Origin of the sequence: Cellulosimicrobium marinum, assembly GCF_020551945.1 — a bacterium.
GTDB classification, from domain to species: Bacteria; Actinomycetota; Actinomycetes; order Actinomycetales; family Cellulomonadaceae; genus Cellulosimicrobium; species Cellulosimicrobium marinum.
Genome location: NZ_JAJBZH010000004.1, coordinates 362,826 through 380,237, shown reverse-complemented (window position 1 = coordinate 380,237; position 17,412 = coordinate 362,826). Strand labels below are relative to the sequence as shown.

Below are 17,412 nucleotides of genomic sequence, written 5' to 3'. Positions count from 1 at the left end.
CCCCCGACGTCGCGCCGCCTCGCCGGGAGACGTCGCTCAGAGCGGGCGCGCGTCGTCCTCGAGCAGCACCGGCACGCCGTCTCGCACGGGGTAGGCCATCGGCCGCTCGGGATCCGTCGAGCGCAGCTCCGGCTCGCCCTGGGGGTCGGTGCCGTCGACGAGCGTGGCCCCGGTGACCGGGCAGCGCAGGGCCTCACGCACCCAGGGGTCGATCTGCAGGCTCATGCTCGCTCCTCGGTCGGGGTGCCCGTCTCGCGCACGAGCGACAGGACGTCGTCGCGCACCTTCTCCATGATGTCCTGGTCCGCGGCCTCGACGTTGAGCCGCAACAGCGGCTCGGTGTTCGACGCGCGCAGGTTGAACCACCACTGCGGGTGGGAGGCCCAGTGCGAGACCGTCAGCCCGTCGAGCTCGTCCACCTCGACCGGGCCGGCGCCCTGCTGGGCCACGTAGGCGTCGACGACGCGCGCGCGGGCCGCCGCGACGTCGCCGACGGTCGAGTTGACCTCCCCGGACGCGACGTACGGCTCGTACATCTCCGCGAGCGCCGAGAGGGGGTGGGGCTGCGACCCGAGCGCGGCGAGGACGTGCAGCGCCGCGAGCATCCCGGTGTCGGCGAAGAAGAAGTCGCGGAAGTAGTAGTGGGCGCTGTGCTCGCCGCCGAACACGGCGTCGTGCTCGGCCATCTGCGCCTTGATGAACGAGTGTCCGACTCGTGTGCGGACCGTCCTCGCCCCGGCGGCGTCGAGGAAGTCGGGCACGGAGCGCGACGTGATGAGGTTATGGATGACCGTGGGCGTGCGGCCCGCTGCCTTCTCCTTCTCGACCTCGCGCAGCCCGACGAGCGCGGTGATCGCCGACGGCGAGACCGGGTCGCCGTGCTCGTCGACGACGAAGCACCGGTCGGCGTCGCCGTCGAACGCCAGACCGAGGTCGGCGTCGTGCTCGACGACCGCCGCACGGAGATCCTCGAGGTTCTTCGGGTCGAGAGGGTTCGCCTCGTGGTTCGGGAAGGTGCCGTCGAGCTCGAAGTAGAGAGGGACGACGTCGAGGGGGAGCGCGGGGAGGCCCGCGGCGGTGCCGAGGACGGCGGGGGCGGTGAGCCCGGCCATCCCGTTGCCCGCGTCGACGACGACGCGCAGCGGCCGGACCGCGGCGAGGTCCACGAGTCCGCGCAGGAAGGCGGCGTAGTCGGTGAGCGTGTCCGTGTCGGTGACGGTGCCCGGGTCCGCGGCTGCGGGCGGTGCGTCGCCGTCGAGGTGCTGCTCGGCGAGACGGCGGACGTCGCCCAGGCCGGTGTCCTGCCCGACGGGACGCGCGCCGGCGCGGCACAGCTTGATGCCGTTGTAGGCGGCGGGGTTGTGGCTCGCGGTGAACATGGCGCCCGGGGCGCCGAGCACGCCGGCGGCGTGGTACAGCCCGTCGGTGGAGCACTGACCGATCCGGACGACGTCGACCCCGGCCGTGGTGAGGCCGGCCGCGAAGGCGTCGACGAGCGCGGGCCCGGTGTCGCGCATGTCGCGGCCGACGACGACCCGTGGACGACCGGCGGCGGGTTCCGCCTCCGGCAGGACGACGGCGTGGGCGAAGGCGCTGCCGATGGCCCGTGCCACGTCGGCGTCGAGCTGGTCGGGGACGGTCCCCCGGACGTCGTAGGCCTTGATGAGGTGCGACAGGTCGGTGGTCACCGGCTCAGCCTACCCAGCGGCTCACGGGTGGCCGCGGAATGATCCACGTCACACCCCGGGGAGGCGTCACGCGTAGGTATGACCGATATTCCCGTGCACGTTCACACATTCTTCGGACACTATTGGCAACATTCCCTGTTACCTGTTTGTGATAACAGGAGAAGCGCGGTTATGGTCTTTCGGCGACGCGAGCCACCGCGACGCCCCCCGCCGGAACGCCGAGCACTGCCGCCGGCGGGGTCACGAACCAGGCAGTGACGGGGGAACCACTCTCGACGGGCACGCCGCGCGCGAGCCCTTGGGGTGAAGCCGGACCGCCGATCCACGATCGACAGCCGGCCGGGCCACCTCCCGCCCGAACCCGACAGCTCACCTCGCAGGCGTCCGGAGAACTTCACATGACCACGACCCGACACCCGGGTGAGCCGCGAGCGCGTTTCGCCCGCCAGGGCCTGCGGCTCGGCCTCGTCACGAGCCTCGCCTCGTCCCTCGTCCTCGGCGCCGGCCTCGCAACCGCCGTCGCCAACCCCTCCACGGCGTCCGCCGCAGCCTCCGAGAGCACGTCGGCCTCCTCGAAGCTCTACCTCGAGGCTTCGTCGACCACCCAGACGAAGGGCCGGACGCCCGCCACGCTGAGCCTGCGCGCGACCACCGGCAGCGCGACGGGCGCGGGGACCGTCCATGTCTCCGTCGACGGCACCCTCGTCCGGCGGACCACTCTCGAGGACGGCCGTGCCACCGTCACCATGCCGTCCTCGCTCTGGTCCGGGAAGCGGCTGGTCCGCGTGCGCTTCACCCCCGACGACCCCGGTGCGACGAGCGCGCTGCGCTCCTTCCACCTCACGGTGAAGAATCCGGTCGTGTCCTCCAAGCTGTACCTCACCGCGTCCTCGACCACTCAGGTCAAGGGGAGGACGCCCACGACGATCTCCCTCCGCGCGACTGCGGGCGACGCCCGCGCGAAGGGCAGGGTCTACGTCTCCGTCGACGGCAAGCTCGTCAGGACGTCAACGCTCTCGAGCGGCCGGACGACGGTCACCCTTCCGAAGAACCTCTGGACGGGCAAGCGCCTCGTGAAGGTGCGCTACCGCTCGTCCGTCCCGGGCGTCACGAGCGCGCTGCGCTCCTACCGCCTGACCGTGAAGTCGGCAGGTTCCCCGGTCGTGGCCGAGGCGAAGAAGCACATCGGGGTCCGGTACCGCTCGGGCGGCACCTCCCCGAGCACCGGCTTCGACTGCTCCGGCTTCACGTCCTACGTGTACAAGAAGGCGGGTGCCGGGTCCCTCCCCCGGACGTCGTCGGCCCAGCGCCACGCCGGCCGGACGATCTCGAAGTCGAGCGCGCGCCCCGGCGACCTCATCTGGTCCCCCGGGCACGTCGCGATCTATCTCGGTGGCAACATGCAGATCGACGCGCCGCGTCCCGGCAAGACGATCCAGGTCCGCCAGATCTGGCAGTCGAGCCCGAAGTTCGTGCGCGTGAGCGCCAAGGCCGTGGGTGCCTGACCCGGCCCCCTACTGCCCCGACGCCGCGTAGCGCGCCTCGGTCGCGGCCTTCGCCGGTCGCCACCAGTCCTCGTGCGTCCGGTACCACTCGACGGTGCGGGCGAGCCCGTCGGCGAGGTCCGGGAACCGCGGCGACCAGCCGAGCTCGGTCCGCAGGCGGGTGGCGTCGATCGCGTACCGCAGGTCGTGACCGGCCCGGTCCGTGACGAGGTCGTAGTCGTCGCGGTCGCGCCCGAAGACGGCGAGCAGGTCCTGGACCACCTCGAGGTTGGACCGCTCGCCGTCGGCCCCGATGAGGTAGGTCTCGCCGATCTCGCCACGCTCGAGGATCGTCCACACGGCCTCGTTGTGGTCGTCGACGTGGATCCAGTCGCGCACGTTGGCGCCCGCCCCGTAGACCTTGGGGCGGGCGCCGTCGATCAGGTTCGTGATCTGGCGCGGCACGAACTTCTCGACGTGCTGGTACGGGCCGTAGTTGTTCGAGCAGTTGGAGAGGGTCGCCCGCACCCCGAACGAGCGCACCCACGCACGGACGAGCAGGTCGCTGCCCGCCTTGGTCGACGAGTAGGGCGACGACGGGTTGTAGGGCGTCGTCTCGGTGAAGCGCCCCGGGTCGTCGAGCGCGAGGTCGCCGTAGACCTCGTCGGTCGAGACGTGGTGGTAGCGCACGTCGTGCCGCCGCACCGCCTCGAGGAGCGTGAACGTCCCCACGAGGTTGGTCCGCACGAACGGCGACGGGTCGACGAGCGAGTTGTCGTTGTGCGACTCCGCGGCGAAGTGGACGACGGCGTCGCTCCGCGCGACGAGCCGGTCGACGAGGTCGGCGTCCGCGACGTCGCCGACGTGCAGGTCCACGCGGTCGCGCACGGGGGCGAGGGAGCTCTCGTCCCCGGCGTACGTGAGCGCGTCGAGCACCGTCACCTCGACGTCCGGGCGCCCGGCGACGGTCGCGTGGACGAAGTTCGACCCGATGAACCCTGCGCCACCGGTGACCAGGAGCCGCACCGCTTCCTCCGCTCGTCGAGGACGACCTGACGATCGCGAGTGTAGGCGGCGCCCGGTCACGGGCGGCGGGGCGGCGGACATTTCACCCGACCGTCCCGTCGTTCGCGTGAGACCCTGCCGGGGTGAAGGGGATCGTCCTCGCCGGCGGGTCGGGCACGCGGCTGCACCCGATCACGCTCGGCGTGAGCAAGCAGCTCCTGCCGGTCTACGACAAGCCGATGGTCTACTACCCGTTGTCGACGCTCCTCCTCGCGGGCGTCCGGGACGTGCTCGTCATCACGACCCCGCACGACGCGGACGCGTTCCGACGTCTCCTCGGCGACGGGTCGCGCTTCGGCGTCTCGATCTCCTACGTGACGCAGGAGCGGCCCGACGGGCTCGCGCAGGCGTTCGTCCTGGGTGCGGACTTCCTCGACGGAGACGCCGCCGCACTGGTGCTGGGCGACAACATCTTCTACGGCCCCGGGCTCGGGGACCGCCTCCAGCGGTTCGCGGACGTCGACGGCGGCGCGATCTTCGCGTACCGCGTCGCCGACCCGACCGCCTACGGGGTCGTCGAGTTCGACGACACCGGACGCGCCCTGAGCATCGAGGAGAAGCCCGTGGCACCGCGCAGCCGCTACGCCGTGCCGGGTCTGTACTTCTACTCGGGCGACGTGGTGGACGTCGCGCGCTCGCTCCGCCCGTCGGCGCGCGGCGAGTACGAGATCACGGACGTCAACCGGCACTACCTCGCGCAGGACCGCCTGCACGTCGAGGTGCTGCCCCGGGGTACCGCATGGCTGGACACGGGCACGGTGGGCTCACTGCTGGACGCGAGCGACTACGTGCGCACGATCGAGCACCGGCAGGGCCTGAAGATCGGCGCTCCCGAGGAGGTCGCGTGGCGCCGCGGGTTCCTCTCCGACGACGAGCTGCGCGAGCGCGCCGAGCCGCTCGTGAAGTCGGGCTACGGCGCGTACCTGCTGGGCCTCCTGGAGGAGTGAGGCCCGAGGGCGGTCGGTCGGCCCTCCCGGATCGCCTCCGCCAGGACGGTGGTCGCGGCGACGCGCCACCGTTCCCGCCAGTCCCCGATCGGTTCCACGCCGACGGCGTCCAGCGCGTCGTGCCCGAGGACCGACCACGAGGGGCGTGGGGCAGGACGGGCGAACGCCTCGCTGGTCGTGGTCCGCACCTCGACCCGGTCGGCCAGACCGGCCGCGTCGACGACCTCGCGCGCGAGGTCCCACCACGAGCCCCGGCCGCCGGACGTGCCGTGGTAGACGCCCGCGGGAGCGTCGGCGTCGACGAGGCGGACGACGAGGTCCGCGAGGTCGACCGTCCACGTCGGCTGTCCCACCTGGTCGTCGACGACGTCGAGGGCGTCCCGCTCCGCGGCGGCACGGGCGATCGTCCGGGGGAAGCACGGCCCGTGCGCCCCGTAGAGCCAGGCGGTCCGCACGACGAGCGTCCCGGGATGCTCGACCCGTACCGCCCACTCCCCGGCCGCCTTGGTGCGCCCGTAGGCGGACCGCGGCGAGACGGCCGCCCCCTCGGCGTACGGCACCGACGCGTCGCCGTCGAACACGTAGTCCGTCGAGACGTGGACCAGGCGCGCGCCACGTCGCCGTGCGGCACGCGCGACGTGCTGGGCCCCGGTCGCGTTGACCGCGAACGCGCCGGCCTCGTCGTCCTCGGCCGCGTCGACCGCGGTGTAGGCGGCCGCGTTCACGACCACCTCCGCCCCGGCGAGCGCGACGTCGACGGCGGCGGCGTCCGTGATGTCGAGCGCGGAGCGGTCGAGTCCCACGACGTCCCGCCCGTCGGCGCGCAGCCGCGCCACGAGGTCCTGGCCGAGCATCCCCGACGCCCCCGTCACCGTCCAGCGCACGTGCGTTCCCTCCCCAGCCCGCTACCGTCGGCACGACACTACCCATCCGGAAGGATCCCCATGGACGTCCGCGAGCTGACCGTCCCCGGTGCGTGGGAGCTCACGCCGCGCCAGTTCCCCGACGACCGGGGGGTGTTCCTCGAGTGGTTCACGGCGCGCGCGCTGCAGGACGCGACCGGGCGCCGCCTCGAGCTCGCGCAGGCGAACGCGTCGACGTCGCGCGCCGGCGTCGTGCGCGGCATCCACTACGCCGACGTGCCGCCGGGGCAGGCGAAGTACGTGACGTGCGTGAGCGGGAGCGTGCTCGACGTCGTGGTGGACCTGCGGGTCGGCTCGCCGACCTTCGGGCGGTGGGACGCGGTCACCCTCGACACACGGACGCGCCGGGCGATCTTCCTGTCCGAGGGGCTGGGGCACGGCTTCATGGCGCTGGAGGACGGCTCGACCGTCGTGTACCTCTGCTCGACGGGCTACGCGCCGGAGCGCGAGCACGGCGTCGACCCCCGCGACCCCGAGCTCGCGATCACCTGGCCGACGCGCGGCCCCGGCGGCGTCCCGCTCGTCCCGTCGTTCTCGGAGAAGGACGCGTCCGCACCCTCGCTGGCCGACGCGCGTGCCCGCGAGGCGCTGCCCGACTGGGACCGGGTCCGGTCGTTCGTCGAGGCGCTGCAGGTCTGACGCCCGGGCCTCCCGGGAGGGTCAGTCGCCCTCGGCGCGCAGGACCCGGAGGTGCCCGCGCCGCCCGACCTCGAGCACGTCCGGCGGCTCGGGGTCGGTCTGCGCCTTGCCCGCCTCGCGGACCGCGTCGGCGAGGGCCGAGAGGTCGTCGTCGCTCGGGCCGGTCTCGACGAAGCGGGGGGACAGCCGCACGACCTCCCACCCGCGGGGCGCCGTGAGGCGTTCGGCGTGCTCGGCGCACAGGTCGTAGCTGTGCGGCTCCGCGTGGTGCGCGAGGGGGCCGAGCACCGCCGTCGAGTCGGCGTACACGTAGGTGAGGGTCGCGACGGCGGCACGGACGCACGCCGTGCGCGAGCACTGCCTGACGGATCTCACGGGGCGACCCTACGCCCTGCGCGACGTGTCGCGTCACGGCACACGCCGTCGTCTACAGTCGTGGTGTGCGCGGTCTGCCTTCCTTCCCGGGTCCTCGTCCGGAGCCGAGCGGGCACGGGCAGCGTCGGCGCGACCGTGCGGCGGACCGCCGACCGCCCGGGCGCGGCGAGCCGACGCCGGTACCCGGCGAACCGGTCATCCCGCCCCGCGTCCCCGCGCCGGGGACCGCAGGGCCTGCCCCGCGCCGTCGGGACCGCCGGGGCCGGGGCATCCGCGGCCCCCTGCTGCCCCCCTCCGCGCCCGCCGCGCGGACACGCGCGGAGAAGTTCGACGACGTCGTCCTCGACGTCGTCGAGCACGTCGAGCGGTCCTGGGCCAAGCAGCTGCGCGGCACCGAGTTCGCGGTCGAGGACGTGCCCCCGTCCGACCCCGCGCCGTGGGAGTCGGGGACCGTCCCGCTCGGGCGGTGCTTCCCGGCCGAGTCGGGCCAGCCGGCGCGCGTCGTCGTGTACCGGCGTCCCGTGGAGGCGCGGGCCCTCGACGCGGAGGACCTGGAGGACCTGGTGCGCGACGTCGTCGTGGAGCAGGTCGCGCACCTGCTGGCCCGCTCGCCGGAGGAGATCGACCCCCGCTGGTCGGGGGACTGACGCCGGGGCGTCAGCTCCCGAGCCCGGCGGTGTCGGTCACCCGCACCCCGATCTCGCGCGACGACGCGCCGTCGGCCACGGGCTGCAGCACCGAGACGAGGCTCGGCTCGTCGTCCCCCGCGTCGCCGCTGGGTCCGCCCGCGGCGGCGAGCACCGACCACGCCGGGACGAGGCCGTCGTCGGCGCGTGCCACGTCGACCGCGACGACGGCGGGCGTCCCGTCGGAACCCTCGGACGTGAGGTCGGCCGGGTCGAGCGCGACCGTGGTGCCTCCGGTGACGGTGACGGACCGCTCCCCCAGCGGCTCCCCGTCCTCGGACCACGTGCGCACGTCAAGCACCACGTCGCCCTGCTGCGCGTCGCCGGGACCCTCGTCGTCCGGACCCCCGTCGTCCGGACGGGCGCCGTCCGCCGCCGCGGCGGCCGGCACCGCGGCGAGCGACAGGCTCGACGTCGTGCCGGGGACCAGCGCGACCTGGCCGGCGCGGTACGGCGACGACGGGACCGAGGCGTCGAGCGGCTGCGCGGCGACCCAGGCGCGGTCGTAGCGGCGCTGCTCGTCGAGGAGGTCGGGCTCCGGCTCCCCGCGCCGGTCGAGCGAGGCGCCCGCGACGACGGGGACGTCGGCGTGCACGACCACGGTGTAGCGGCCCGGGGGCAGACCGCCGAGGGACACGTCGGTGACGACCCCGGCGGTCAGCGCGACGTCCTCGACGCCGCGCAGCGGCACGGCCCCGTCCTCCCCGAGCACGGTGACGTGTGCGGCACCGTGCTCCGCGCCGGGGGCCAGCAGGCGCAGCCGGGGCGCGTGCGCGTCGTCGACGGGCTCGCCCGTGCTCACCACCCCCGGCAGGGCGAGCGCGGTCGCGGGCGCGGCGCCCGGGACCACGTGGTCCACCCCGACGGGGACGAGGCCGTCGAGCGCGCTGTGCTGCAGCCACGCGGCCACGAGGCCGCCCGTGGACTGCACGTGCACGACGGTGCGCCGCTGCTCCGGCGCCGCCGCCTCGACGAGCGTGACGACCTCCTCGCCCGGCCCGACGAGCTGCTGCCCCCCGCCCGCGAGCACGGCCTCACCGCCCTGCCCCCAGACGGACACCTGCACCGTGGCCGGGGTGCGTCCCGGGTTCTGGAGGACGAGGCGTGAGCTGCTCCCGATCTCCGTGCTGCCTCCCACGAGCCAGTGGGAGATGCCGGGGCGGGCGCAGCTCGCGGCGGCGAGGCCGCGCAGGTCGCCGTCCGTCGTGACCGACCCGACCGAGGCCGCGGGGCGCGGGGGGTCGCCGTCGCCGGGCTGGACGCTCAGCACGCTCCCGGCCTCCGGGTCGGGCGCGGTGAGCAGCGCGAGGCCGTCGGTGCCGGGCGCCGCGTCGAGGGGCTGCGGGTCGGCGCCCAGGGGTCCCCACGTCGAGACCGCGTCACCGCCGACGGCGGCCCGCGCGACGCTCTGCGTCCCGACCGGGGAGGGTGCGAACTGCGCGTCGCCTCCTGCCTCGGGGTCGGTGAGCCGGGCAGGGCCGGGGCACACGAGCACGTCCTGCGCAGGGGCGACCGTCACCTGCTGGACGGGGTCCGCGACGTCGACGGCGGGCAGCCGGTCGGCGGCCGGACCGCCGAGGGCCACGACCGCGCCCACGGCCCCGATCCCGAGGACACCGGCACCGGTAGTGACGACCCGGCGAAGGAGGCGACGGGCAGGGTTCGTGGTCATCGGGCTCCTCACCTCGCCACCGGTCGGCGGCGGCGCACGGGCACCGCGAGCAGGACGTACACGAGGAGGACGACGCCGGCGACGACGAGCCACGCCGACCGGTGGTCGGCCGCGTGCCACACCGCGAGGTGGCCGCCCTCGGGCCCGAGCTCGAACGCCTGGAGACCCCCGGGGGCCTCGACCGGCACGAGGGCCCGGCCGTCGAGCGTCGCGCGCCAGCCGGGGGCTGCGTCCTCCGCGAGGACGACGAGCCGGTCCGCCGTGCCGGGGTCCACTCGGGTGTCCACGGGGCGCAGCGCGGTCCGGTCCGCGGCGAGGGCGACCGGTTCGACGCTCTCGGTCTCCACGCGGGCGTACGCGGGCTGGACCCCCACGGGGGCGACGCGCCACGTCACGTCCGGCCGGCCCTCGGTCATCCGCTCCAGCCCCGGCACCATGTCGAGCCGCGCGACGAGGGCCGCGCGCGACGGGTCGTCGGGGACCGCGGCGGGGACCAGGACCGCACCGACGCCGAGGTGCGCGAGACGCGTCGCCACGTCGTCCGACGTCCCGGCGGCGAGCTCCGCGACGACCTCGGGCAGGGTGCCCTGCGTGGCCCCCGGGTCGGCGAGCCGCCGGACCTGGACGGCCGACGACGCGTCGGCCGTCTGCGGGCCGTCGCCCCGCAGCGCCGCGTACGCGACGACGCCGTCCGCCCCCGGTTCGAGCGTCAGCACCCGGGCCTGCGCGGGTGACGTCTGCGCCTGCCGACCGACCGGCGGGACCACCGGCTCGGCGGTGGCCCGGACCTCGCCCACCCGGGCGTTCGGCCGGTCGAGGACGTCGGCCGTCCACGCGGCGAGGCCGCCGAGCGGGAGGACCGTGACCACGACGGCGATCGCGGCGACGCTGCCCGTGCTCCACGCCGGCGCACCCCGGCCGGGGAGACGCGGCAGCCCCGCGAGCGCCGCGCCGAGCAGCGCCAGCAGCGCGAGGGACACCCCGGGCCCGGCCCACCCCGTGACGGCCGGACCCGACCCGGTGCCCGCGGCGACCGTCGTCGAGCCCGCGACGATCCCCGCGGCGAGCCCGAGCGCGGCGACGAACCACGCGCCCACGGCGACGCGGCGCCCGCGGAGCACGGCGACGGCGGCGAGCACGACGACGACCCCGCCGGCCCCGTACGGCGCCCACCCGGCGAGCACGTCGATCGCGCCGCCGTCGTCGAGCCCGAACCACGGCACGGGCGCCACCGGCATCCCCAGGAGCTGCTGCCACGCGGGCGCGGCGTCCGCGGCCACGGGGGCGCCCGGACCGGCGACGAGGAGGCGCCACCCGCCGTCGGCCCAGGTGCGCAGCGCGTGCACCAGGTACGGGGCGAAGAGCACGAGCGCCGGCACGGGCACGAGCGCGAGGTAGCGGCGGTGCCCGCGCACCCCGAGGGCCACGACGACGAGCGCGAGCACTCCGGCGGGCAGCAGCACGGGGGCGCCCGCGACGACGACGGCGAACGCCAGCCCCGCCGCCGCGGCCGCGGCGAGCGATCCGGGTTCCGGTCGCGCCGCTCGCGCCGGCGCACCAGGTGCCGCGGGCGCGAGGACGTCGACCCGCTGCAGGCCGAGCGCGCGCACGACGCCCAGGGCGAGCCACGGGAGCGCGGCGTGGGCGAGGAGGCCGCCGACGCGCCCGCTGCCGAGCGCGCCGAGGAGGCCGGGCGACGCGACCCACACGACGACGGCCCAGCCGCGCAGCGGCACGGAGCGGGTCAGGGCCCCGGCGGCGAACCACGCGCCCGTCCCGGCGACGACGAGGCACGCCGGGACGAGCACGTCGAGGGCGGTCTGCGCGGACCCGCCCGCGAGGAGCGCCGCGGGCAGCAGGGCCGAGACGAACGGGTCCGCCGGCACGGGCGCGCCCAGCCCGGTCGTCACCCACCCGGTCGTCACGGCGCGCCACAGGTCCCCGACGGCGCTCCCCGCCGGGAGCAGGGCCCCGCCGACGAGCCGACCGCCGCCGGCGAGCGTCCCGAGGAGCGGGCCGAAAACGACCGCGGTGAGTCCGGCCAGCGTCGCGAGCACGAGCCCGAGACCCGTGCGACGACGGACCGCCAGCGCCCGCATCTCCCGACGCTCGATGTCGGTGGGCGCCCACACGGTGCGGCGCAGCTCGGCGCGGGCCAGGCGCCGGTCGCGCCGCTCCGCGAGCACCTCGCGCCACGTGCCGCGCAGCGGCCGCAGCGCAGCACGGGGCAGCCGGCGGGTCCGGCGGGCACGGCGACGCGCCCGGACGAGGGGACCGACGCGCACCAGCGCCCACCGCGGCGCGACGCGCTCGTCGCGCGCCTGCCCGGGCTGCTTGACGAGGAGGCGGTACATCGCGTGGAAAGGCGCGCCGACGACCATCGCGAGCGCGACGAGCGGCACCCACGGACCCGCGACGTGGACGAGGCGGGCGTGCAGGTGGCTGCGCCGACGTGCGGCGGACGACGCGTCGGGGTCGGGGCGCGCGCCGGTCGGCCGCCCCGCCCGGTCCCGCAGGCCGAGGAGCGAGGCCTGGACGTGCCGCACGACCGCCGAGGGCACGACGACCACACGGTGGCCGGCGAGGCGCGCCCGCCGGCACAGGTCGAGACCGTCCCCGAACGGGCCGAGCTCCGGGTCGGTCCCGCCGAGCTCGTGCCACACGGTGCGGCGGACGAGCGACCCGGCGAGCCCGACGGCGAGCACGTCGTCCCGGGCGTCGTGCTGCCCCTGGTCGATCTCGTCCTCGTCGATGCCCGTCATCCGCCGCCCGAGCGGCGTCGTGGTGAAGCCCGCCTCGACGAGCCGGCCGACCGTCCCCGGCTCGAACGGGTCGGCGGGCTCGTCGCCCGCACCGGGGTCCCAGCGCTCCTGCTTGGGCCCGGCGACCGCGACCGCGCTCGTGTGCTCGACCGCGCGCAGCAGCTCGGCGAGCGCGTCCGGGGCGGGGGCGCTGTCGTCGTGCAGGAGCCACAGCCACGTGCCCGCGTCGTGGTTCGCGAGCGCGACGTCGACCGCGTCGCCGAACGAGCGGGCGCGGGGCGCCGCGACGAACCGCGCGTCCCCGAGTCGCAGGTCGAGGTCGCGCGCACCCGCACCGCCGGCACCCGAGGCGTCGACCACGACGACGGCGTCGGGGGTGCTGGTCTGCGCACGGACCGCGGCGAGCGTGCGCGCGAGGTACGGCGACGCGCCACGGGTCACGACGACGGCCGTGACGGTCACGACGACGGGGACCGCGCCGGTGACGCTCGAGACGACGTCGGTCGCGGAGACGGCACCCACCGGGGGCGAGGCAGGGTGCTCGAGCCCGCCGACCGGGCGCACGGCGACGGGCGCCGCCGCGGGCAGGGTGACGCGGGCGCTGCTCGTGAGGTCCGAGGAAGTCATGTCCCGTCGATCATGCGACGACCACGGCTGCAGAGCCCGCATTTGCGCGCCCCGGTGTGGCGGGGGCGCGCACCCCCACCGGACCGCCCGGGCCGGACCGCGTCAGACGACGCGGCGCTTGAGCTTGCGGCGCTCGCGCTCCGACAGCCCGCCCCAGATCCCGAAGCGCTCGTCGTTCGCCAGCGCGTACTCGAGGCACTCCGCCCGGACCTCGCAGCCCGTGCAGACCTTCTTCGCCTCGCGCGTCGACCCGCCCTTCTCCGGGAAGAAGGCCTCCGGGTCCGTCTGCGCGCACAGGGCCCGCTCCTGCCAGCCCATGAGCGAGTCGTCGACCGGCTCGCCGAAGAGCGGCAGCACCGGTGCCACGCGCTCCACCTCACGTCCTGCGTCGGTCGGGAAATCCCCGCCGGCTCCGTCCAGCATGTTCCACATCGTGCGCCCCTTCATGCCGTTCGCGAGAAACTGCATTAGGGAAATTACACGCGTGTCATCCGCGGGCGTCAAGCCGAAATGTGATAGGCCCGCGGAGGCCGAGGGGTGAAATCACGACATGTCCGGACGCTTATCACACGTTCTAGGGTGGTGCCATGGAGAGCGCTCCCCGACCCGTCACCCCCCGGCCCACGACCACCGCGACGTCCGGCGCCGCACCCGACGCGAGCGCCGCAGCGCTCCCCGCACACGTCGCTGACCTGCTGCGACTCCTCACGACCGAGCCGGGCCGCCCACGCCTCACCTGGTACGGGGACGACGGCGAGCGCGTCGAGCTCTCCGGAGCCGTCCTCGAGAACTGGGTGAACAAGACCACGAACCTGCTCGTCGAGGAATTCGACGCCGCACCCGGCACGCTGGTCGCGATCGATCTTCCCGTGAATTGGCGGACCGTGATCTGGGCGCTGGCCACGTGGCGTGCGGGCGCGACCGCCGTGCTCGGCGACGACGCCGCCGGGAGCGGGCCGGACGTCGTCGTGACGGCCGAGCCGTCGCGGTGGACGACGGCGCGCGCCGACCTCGTCGCGGTCGCGCTCCCCGCCCTCGCCCGGCGCTACGACGGCGACCTCCCCCGCGGGGCGGTCGACGCCGCCGCCGCCGTCATGACGTACGGCGACCAGCTCGGATGGGTGCCGGCCGTCGAGCCCGACGCACCCGCCGTCGTGCACGGGACCGGAGCAGCCCCCGCGCCCGTCGCCCACGCCGGCCTCGTCACGGCCGCCGTCGCGGCCTCGCCGACCCCGCCGGGCGCCCGGGCGCTCGTGACGGGCGGCGACGACGTCGCCGCCACGCTCGCCACCGTGCTCGCCGTCCTCGCCACGGGCGGCTCCGTGGTGCTGCTCTCCCCCGCCCGCGCGGCCGCGCTCGACCCGGACGCCCGTCGCCGGCTCGTCGAGTCGGAGCGCGTCACCGCCGGCTGACGGGCGGCACGTCAGGCGTCGACGCCGCCGCTCTCGATCCCCGCGCCGCGCCCGAAGTGCGGGGCCAGCTTGTTGTCGACCATCGAGAGCGCGGCACCGATCGCCATGTGCATGTCGAGGTACTTGTACGTCCCCAGGCGGCCGCCGAACAGCACGTCCTTCTCCGCCGCGGCGAGGTCGCGGTACGCGAGCAGGCGCGCACGGTCCGCGGCCGTGTTCACCGGGTAGTACGGCTCGTCGGCCTTCTCGGCGAAGCGCGAGAACTCGCGCATGATCACCGTCCTGTCCGTCGGGTAGTCCCGCTCCGGGTGGAAGTGGCGGAACTCGTGGATGCGGGTGAACGGCACGTCCGCGTCCGCGTAGTTCATCACCGGGGTGCCCTGGAAGTCGCCCACCGGGAGCACCTCCTCCTCGAAGTCCAGCGTGCGCCACGACAGGTCGCCCTCGGCGTGGTCGAAGTACCGGTCCACCGGGCCCGTGTACACGACGGGCACGTTGCCCACGACGTTGCCCTTGCTCACCGGCTGCGACTCGTCGAAGAAGTCGACCCCGAGCCGCACCTCGATGTTCCTGTGGTCCGCCATGCGCTCGATCCACGCCGTGTACCCGTCCACCGGCAGACCCTCGTGCGTGTCGTTGAAGTACCGGTTGTCGTACGTGTAGCGCACGGGCAGGCGCGAGATGATCGACGCCGGCAGCTCGCGGGGGTCCGTCTGCCACTGCTTCGCGGTGTACTCACGGATGAACGCCTCGTACAGCGGGCGGCCGATGAGCGACACGCCCTGCTCGTCGAGGTTCTCCGGCTTCTTCCCGCCGAGCTCCGCCGACAGCTCCTTGACCAGCGCGCGCGCGGCGTCGGGCCCGTGGGCCGACCGGAAGAACTGGTTGATCGTGCCGAGGTTGATCGGCATCGGGAAGACCTCGCCCCGGTGCGTCGTGTACACGCGGTGCACGTAGCTCGTGAACGCCGTGAAGCGGTTGACGTACTCCCACACCCGCTCGTTCGACGTGTGGAACAGGTGCGCACCGTACCGGTGGACCTCGATCCCCGTCTCCCGCTCCGCCTCGCTGTAGGCGTTGCCCCCGATGTGGGACCGCCGGTCGATCACGAGGACCTTGCGGTCGTACTCCTCGGCGATCCGCTCCGCGACGGTCAGGCCGAAGAAGCCCGATCCCACGACGACAAGATCCACGTCCACGCCTGCTCCTCCACCTCGGTCACGACGACCGGGCCAGCCTAGTCGTGCGCGGCCGGCGGGTCCCCGTGCCTCCGCCACCGCCGGTAGGCGACGCGGCGCACGCCCTCGGGCACGAGGCGGTACCCGCCGCGCACGGCGACGTTGCGCAGCTCCTCCGCGGTCGTCGTGAAGCCGAGCCGACGCAGGCGGCGCTGGAGCTCCAGCTCGGAGCGCAGGAGCCGCGTGCCGCCGCGCCGCGAGTACGAGCCCGCGCCCACGCGGTACAGCACCAGCGGCTCCGCGACGTTCAGCGCACGCGCCCCGGCGGCGATCATCCGCGCGAACAGCCAGTAGTCCTCCATGAGCGGGAGGTCCTCGTACCCGCCCGCCGCACGCACCGCCGAACGCCGGTAGACGACGGACGGGTGGTTGAACGGCGACTGGAACCGCGAGGCGCGGTTGATGTCGATCTGCGTCAGGGGCGGCACCCGGACGACACCGTCCTCGTCGTCCACGGTGTCCTCCGACTCGAACTCGCGGATCGCCGACCCCACGATGTCCAGCCCCGACGCGACGAGGGGCACCTGGACCGCGAACCTTCCCGGGACGGAGATGTCGTCCGCGTCCTGGCGCGCCACGATCTCGTGCGCGCACCGCTCCAGGCCCGCCTCCAGCGCGAGCGCGAGGCCGACGTTGCGCTCCAGCGCGACGAGCCGCACGGGGACGGGCGACGCGGCGACGACGTCGTCGAGGACCGCCCCGACCTCCGCGGGGACCGGGCCGTCGCGGACCACGACCACCTCCGCGGGCCGCAGCTCCTGGTCGGCCGTGACCGACCGGAACGCCCGTCGGACGTGGTCGGGGTCGTCGCCCCGGTACACGGGCAGCAGCACCGAGAACGGGGGGCCCCCGCTCATGCAGCGCCTCGGGCGCCGCTGGTGCCCTCGACGGCCGCGACGTCGTCGGAGACACCGGGACCTGCCCCGTCGAGGACCCGGGCCGTCGTGCGCGGCCTGGTCACGACGCCGTCGCGCAGGCCCCGTCCCCCCGCCCGCCAGAGCACGTCGCGACGGTCGCTGCGCAGCACGGTGCGCGCCCACCGACGCAGGCTCGCCCCCGTGTACAGCACCCGCTCGGCGGGCCGCAACGCCCCGGACCGGGTGAGCATCCAGATCTTGTTGCGCACCTCGTAGTAGAAGCGCTCGCCGGGGTCGGCGTCGGTCGAGCCGAACGTCCGGGTCCGGTGCTCGACGACGCTGCCCGGCACGGCCAGGCCCGTCGCCCGGCGCAGCAGCCGGGCGGAGTACTCGAAGTCGTCGTTCCAGATGAAGTAGTCCGCCACGGGCAGCCCGTGGGCGCGGACCGCACGGGCGTCGACGAGCATCGACACGAACGACGACGACCGCACGGGCACCGCGCCCGCGCCGTCGGCGAGCGCGACCGAGCGCGCGTCGACGCCAGGACGACGCCGGGGCGTGTTCATCGGGTGCTCGCGCCCGTCGTGCCACACGACCCGGCTGCCCAGCAGGGCGACCGGCCCGGGGTAGGCGTCCCGCGCGCGGAGCAGGGCGTCGAGGGCCGTCGGGGACGGGATGGTGTCGTCGTCCATGAGCCACACGAGGTCGGCGTCGAGGCGGGCGACGGCGTGCGCGATCCCCGCGGCGAAGCCGCCCGCACCACCCGTGTTCCGCTGCATCGCGAGGACGGTCGCGCCGACCGGGTGCTCCGCGGCCACGGCCGCCGACGCGTCGTCGGACGCGTTGTCGACCACCAGCACCGCGTCCGCGGGCCGGGTCTGCGCCGCGAGGGCGTCGAGGGCCTCCCGCAGGAGGTCGACGCGGTTGTACGCCACGACGACGGCGACGACGCGCACCTCGGCCTGCGCTGCTTCCCTGTCCGGCACGTCGAGCAGGCTACCGGACCCCGTCGTGCCGCCCGGACGGCGGGTCCACAC

The 17,412-nt window shown here is 75.2% G+C and carries 16 protein-coding genes and 1 riboswitch; of the genes, 5 read left to right on the top strand and 11 right to left on the bottom strand.

All coding sequences use genetic code 11. From position 1 onward, the window contains the following. Positions 1 to 36: 36 nt before the first annotated feature. Together LGQ04_RS11560 and LGQ04_RS11555 are read right to left on the bottom strand one after the other, a co-directional pair. Complete coding sequence (locus LGQ04_RS11560; protein ID WP_229243852.1) at positions 37 to 225, bottom strand: Trm112 family protein; 189 nt, start codon at positions 223 to 225, stop codon at positions 37 to 39. Next, positions 222 to 1,688: a phosphomannomutase/phosphoglucomutase gene (locus LGQ04_RS11555; protein ID WP_229243850.1), complete on the bottom strand. Its 1,467-nt coding sequence runs from the start codon at positions 1,686 to 1,688 to the stop codon at positions 222 to 224. The genes LGQ04_RS11560 and LGQ04_RS11555 overlap by 4 nt, the downstream gene beginning before the upstream one ends. A gap of 206 nt (positions 1,689 to 1,894) precedes the next feature. Next, a riboswitch (cyclic di-AMP (ydaO/yuaA leader) is annotated at positions 1,895 to 2,085 on the top strand. Between the two features lies 1 nt (position 2,086). Between LGQ04_RS11555 and LGQ04_RS17790 the strand changes: the two genes are divergently transcribed. Then, entirely contained in the window at positions 2,087 to 3,193 is a 1,107-nt protein-coding gene (locus tag LGQ04_RS17790) for a C40 family peptidase (protein ID WP_308016394.1), read from the top strand. Between the two features lie 9 nt (positions 3,194 to 3,202). On the opposite strand, the gene rfbB is transcribed toward LGQ04_RS17790, so the two are convergent. Beyond that, a complete protein-coding gene (rfbB, locus tag LGQ04_RS11545) occupies positions 3,203 to 4,198 on the bottom strand; it encodes a dTDP-glucose 4,6-dehydratase (protein WP_229243849.1) in 996 nt (331 codons plus the stop codon). A 122-nt stretch (positions 4,199 to 4,320) separates the two neighbouring features. Here rfbB and rfbA point away from each other — a divergent pair, with 122 nt between their 5' ends. Next, complete coding sequence (gene rfbA / locus LGQ04_RS11540; RefSeq protein ID WP_229243848.1) at positions 4,321 to 5,184, top strand: glucose-1-phosphate thymidylyltransferase RfbA; 864 nt, start codon at positions 4,321 to 4,323, stop codon at positions 5,182 to 5,184. Here rfbA and rfbD read toward each other — a convergent pair. Further along, complete coding sequence (gene rfbD, locus LGQ04_RS11535; RefSeq protein ID WP_229243847.1) at positions 5,148 to 6,068, bottom strand: dTDP-4-dehydrorhamnose reductase; 921 nt, start codon at positions 6,066 to 6,068, stop codon at positions 5,148 to 5,150. The two genes, rfbA and rfbD, sit on opposite strands and share 37 nt — an antisense overlap. 60 nt (positions 6,069 to 6,128) lie before the next feature. Between rfbD and LGQ04_RS11530 the strand changes: the two genes are divergently transcribed. Further along, a complete protein-coding gene (locus tag LGQ04_RS11530) occupies positions 6,129 to 6,746 on the top strand; it encodes a dTDP-4-dehydrorhamnose 3,5-epimerase family protein (protein WP_229243846.1) in 618 nt (205 codons plus the stop codon). Between the two features lie 21 nt (positions 6,747 to 6,767). Here LGQ04_RS11530 and LGQ04_RS11525 read toward each other — a convergent pair whose 3' ends face one another. Beyond that, positions 6,768 to 7,121: a DUF3499 domain-containing protein gene (locus tag LGQ04_RS11525; RefSeq protein WP_229243844.1), complete on the bottom strand. Its 354-nt coding sequence runs from the start codon at positions 7,119 to 7,121 to the stop codon at positions 6,768 to 6,770. A 65-nt stretch (positions 7,122 to 7,186) separates the two neighbouring features. Here LGQ04_RS11525 and LGQ04_RS17785 point away from each other — a divergent pair, with 65 nt between their 5' ends. Continuing rightward, a complete protein-coding gene (locus tag LGQ04_RS17785) occupies positions 7,187 to 7,768 on the top strand; it encodes a metallopeptidase family protein (RefSeq protein WP_308016393.1) in 582 nt (193 codons plus the stop codon). A 10-nt stretch (positions 7,769 to 7,778) separates the two neighbouring features. Here the strand turns inward: LGQ04_RS17785 and LGQ04_RS11515 are convergent, their stop codons facing one another. The 3 genes from LGQ04_RS11515 to LGQ04_RS11505 form a co-directional block, all read right to left on the bottom strand. After that, complete coding sequence (locus LGQ04_RS11515; RefSeq protein WP_229243842.1) at positions 7,779 to 9,479, bottom strand: DUF5719 family protein; 1,701 nt, start codon at positions 9,477 to 9,479, stop codon at positions 7,779 to 7,781. Positions 9,480 to 9,487: 8 nt separating this feature from the next. Further along, on the bottom strand, positions 9,488 to 12,868 hold the full coding sequence (locus LGQ04_RS11510) for a glycosyltransferase (protein WP_229243841.1): 3,381 nt from the start codon (positions 12,866 to 12,868) through the stop codon (positions 9,488 to 9,490). Between the two features lie 102 nt (positions 12,869 to 12,970). After that, entirely contained in the window at positions 12,971 to 13,300 is a 330-nt protein-coding gene (locus LGQ04_RS11505) for a WhiB family transcriptional regulator (RefSeq protein ID WP_308016397.1), read from the bottom strand. A 155-nt stretch (positions 13,301 to 13,455) separates the two neighbouring features. On the opposite strand from LGQ04_RS11505, the gene LGQ04_RS11500 reads away from it, so the two are divergent. Continuing rightward, a complete protein-coding gene (locus LGQ04_RS11500; protein ID WP_229243840.1) occupies positions 13,456 to 14,280 on the top strand; it encodes a TIGR03089 family protein in 825 nt (274 codons plus the stop codon). A gap of 11 nt (positions 14,281 to 14,291) precedes the next feature. Here the strand turns inward: LGQ04_RS11500 and glf are convergent, their stop codons facing one another. Genes glf through LGQ04_RS11485 form a run of 3 tightly spaced genes read right to left on the bottom strand, consistent with a single transcriptional unit; the run spans position 14,292 to position 17,361 of the window. Continuing rightward, a complete protein-coding gene (glf, locus tag LGQ04_RS11495; protein WP_229243839.1) occupies positions 14,292 to 15,479 on the bottom strand; it encodes a UDP-galactopyranose mutase in 1,188 nt (395 codons plus the stop codon). A gap of 38 nt (positions 15,480 to 15,517) precedes the next feature. After that, a complete protein-coding gene (locus LGQ04_RS11490) occupies positions 15,518 to 16,375 on the bottom strand; it encodes a glycosyltransferase (protein ID WP_229243838.1) in 858 nt (285 codons plus the stop codon). Beyond that, a complete protein-coding gene (locus tag LGQ04_RS11485) occupies positions 16,372 to 17,361 on the bottom strand; it encodes a glycosyltransferase (protein WP_229243837.1) in 990 nt (329 codons plus the stop codon). Before LGQ04_RS11485 ends, LGQ04_RS11490 begins: the two co-directional genes overlap by 4 nt. Between the last annotated feature and the right edge of the window lie 51 nt (positions 17,362 to 17,412).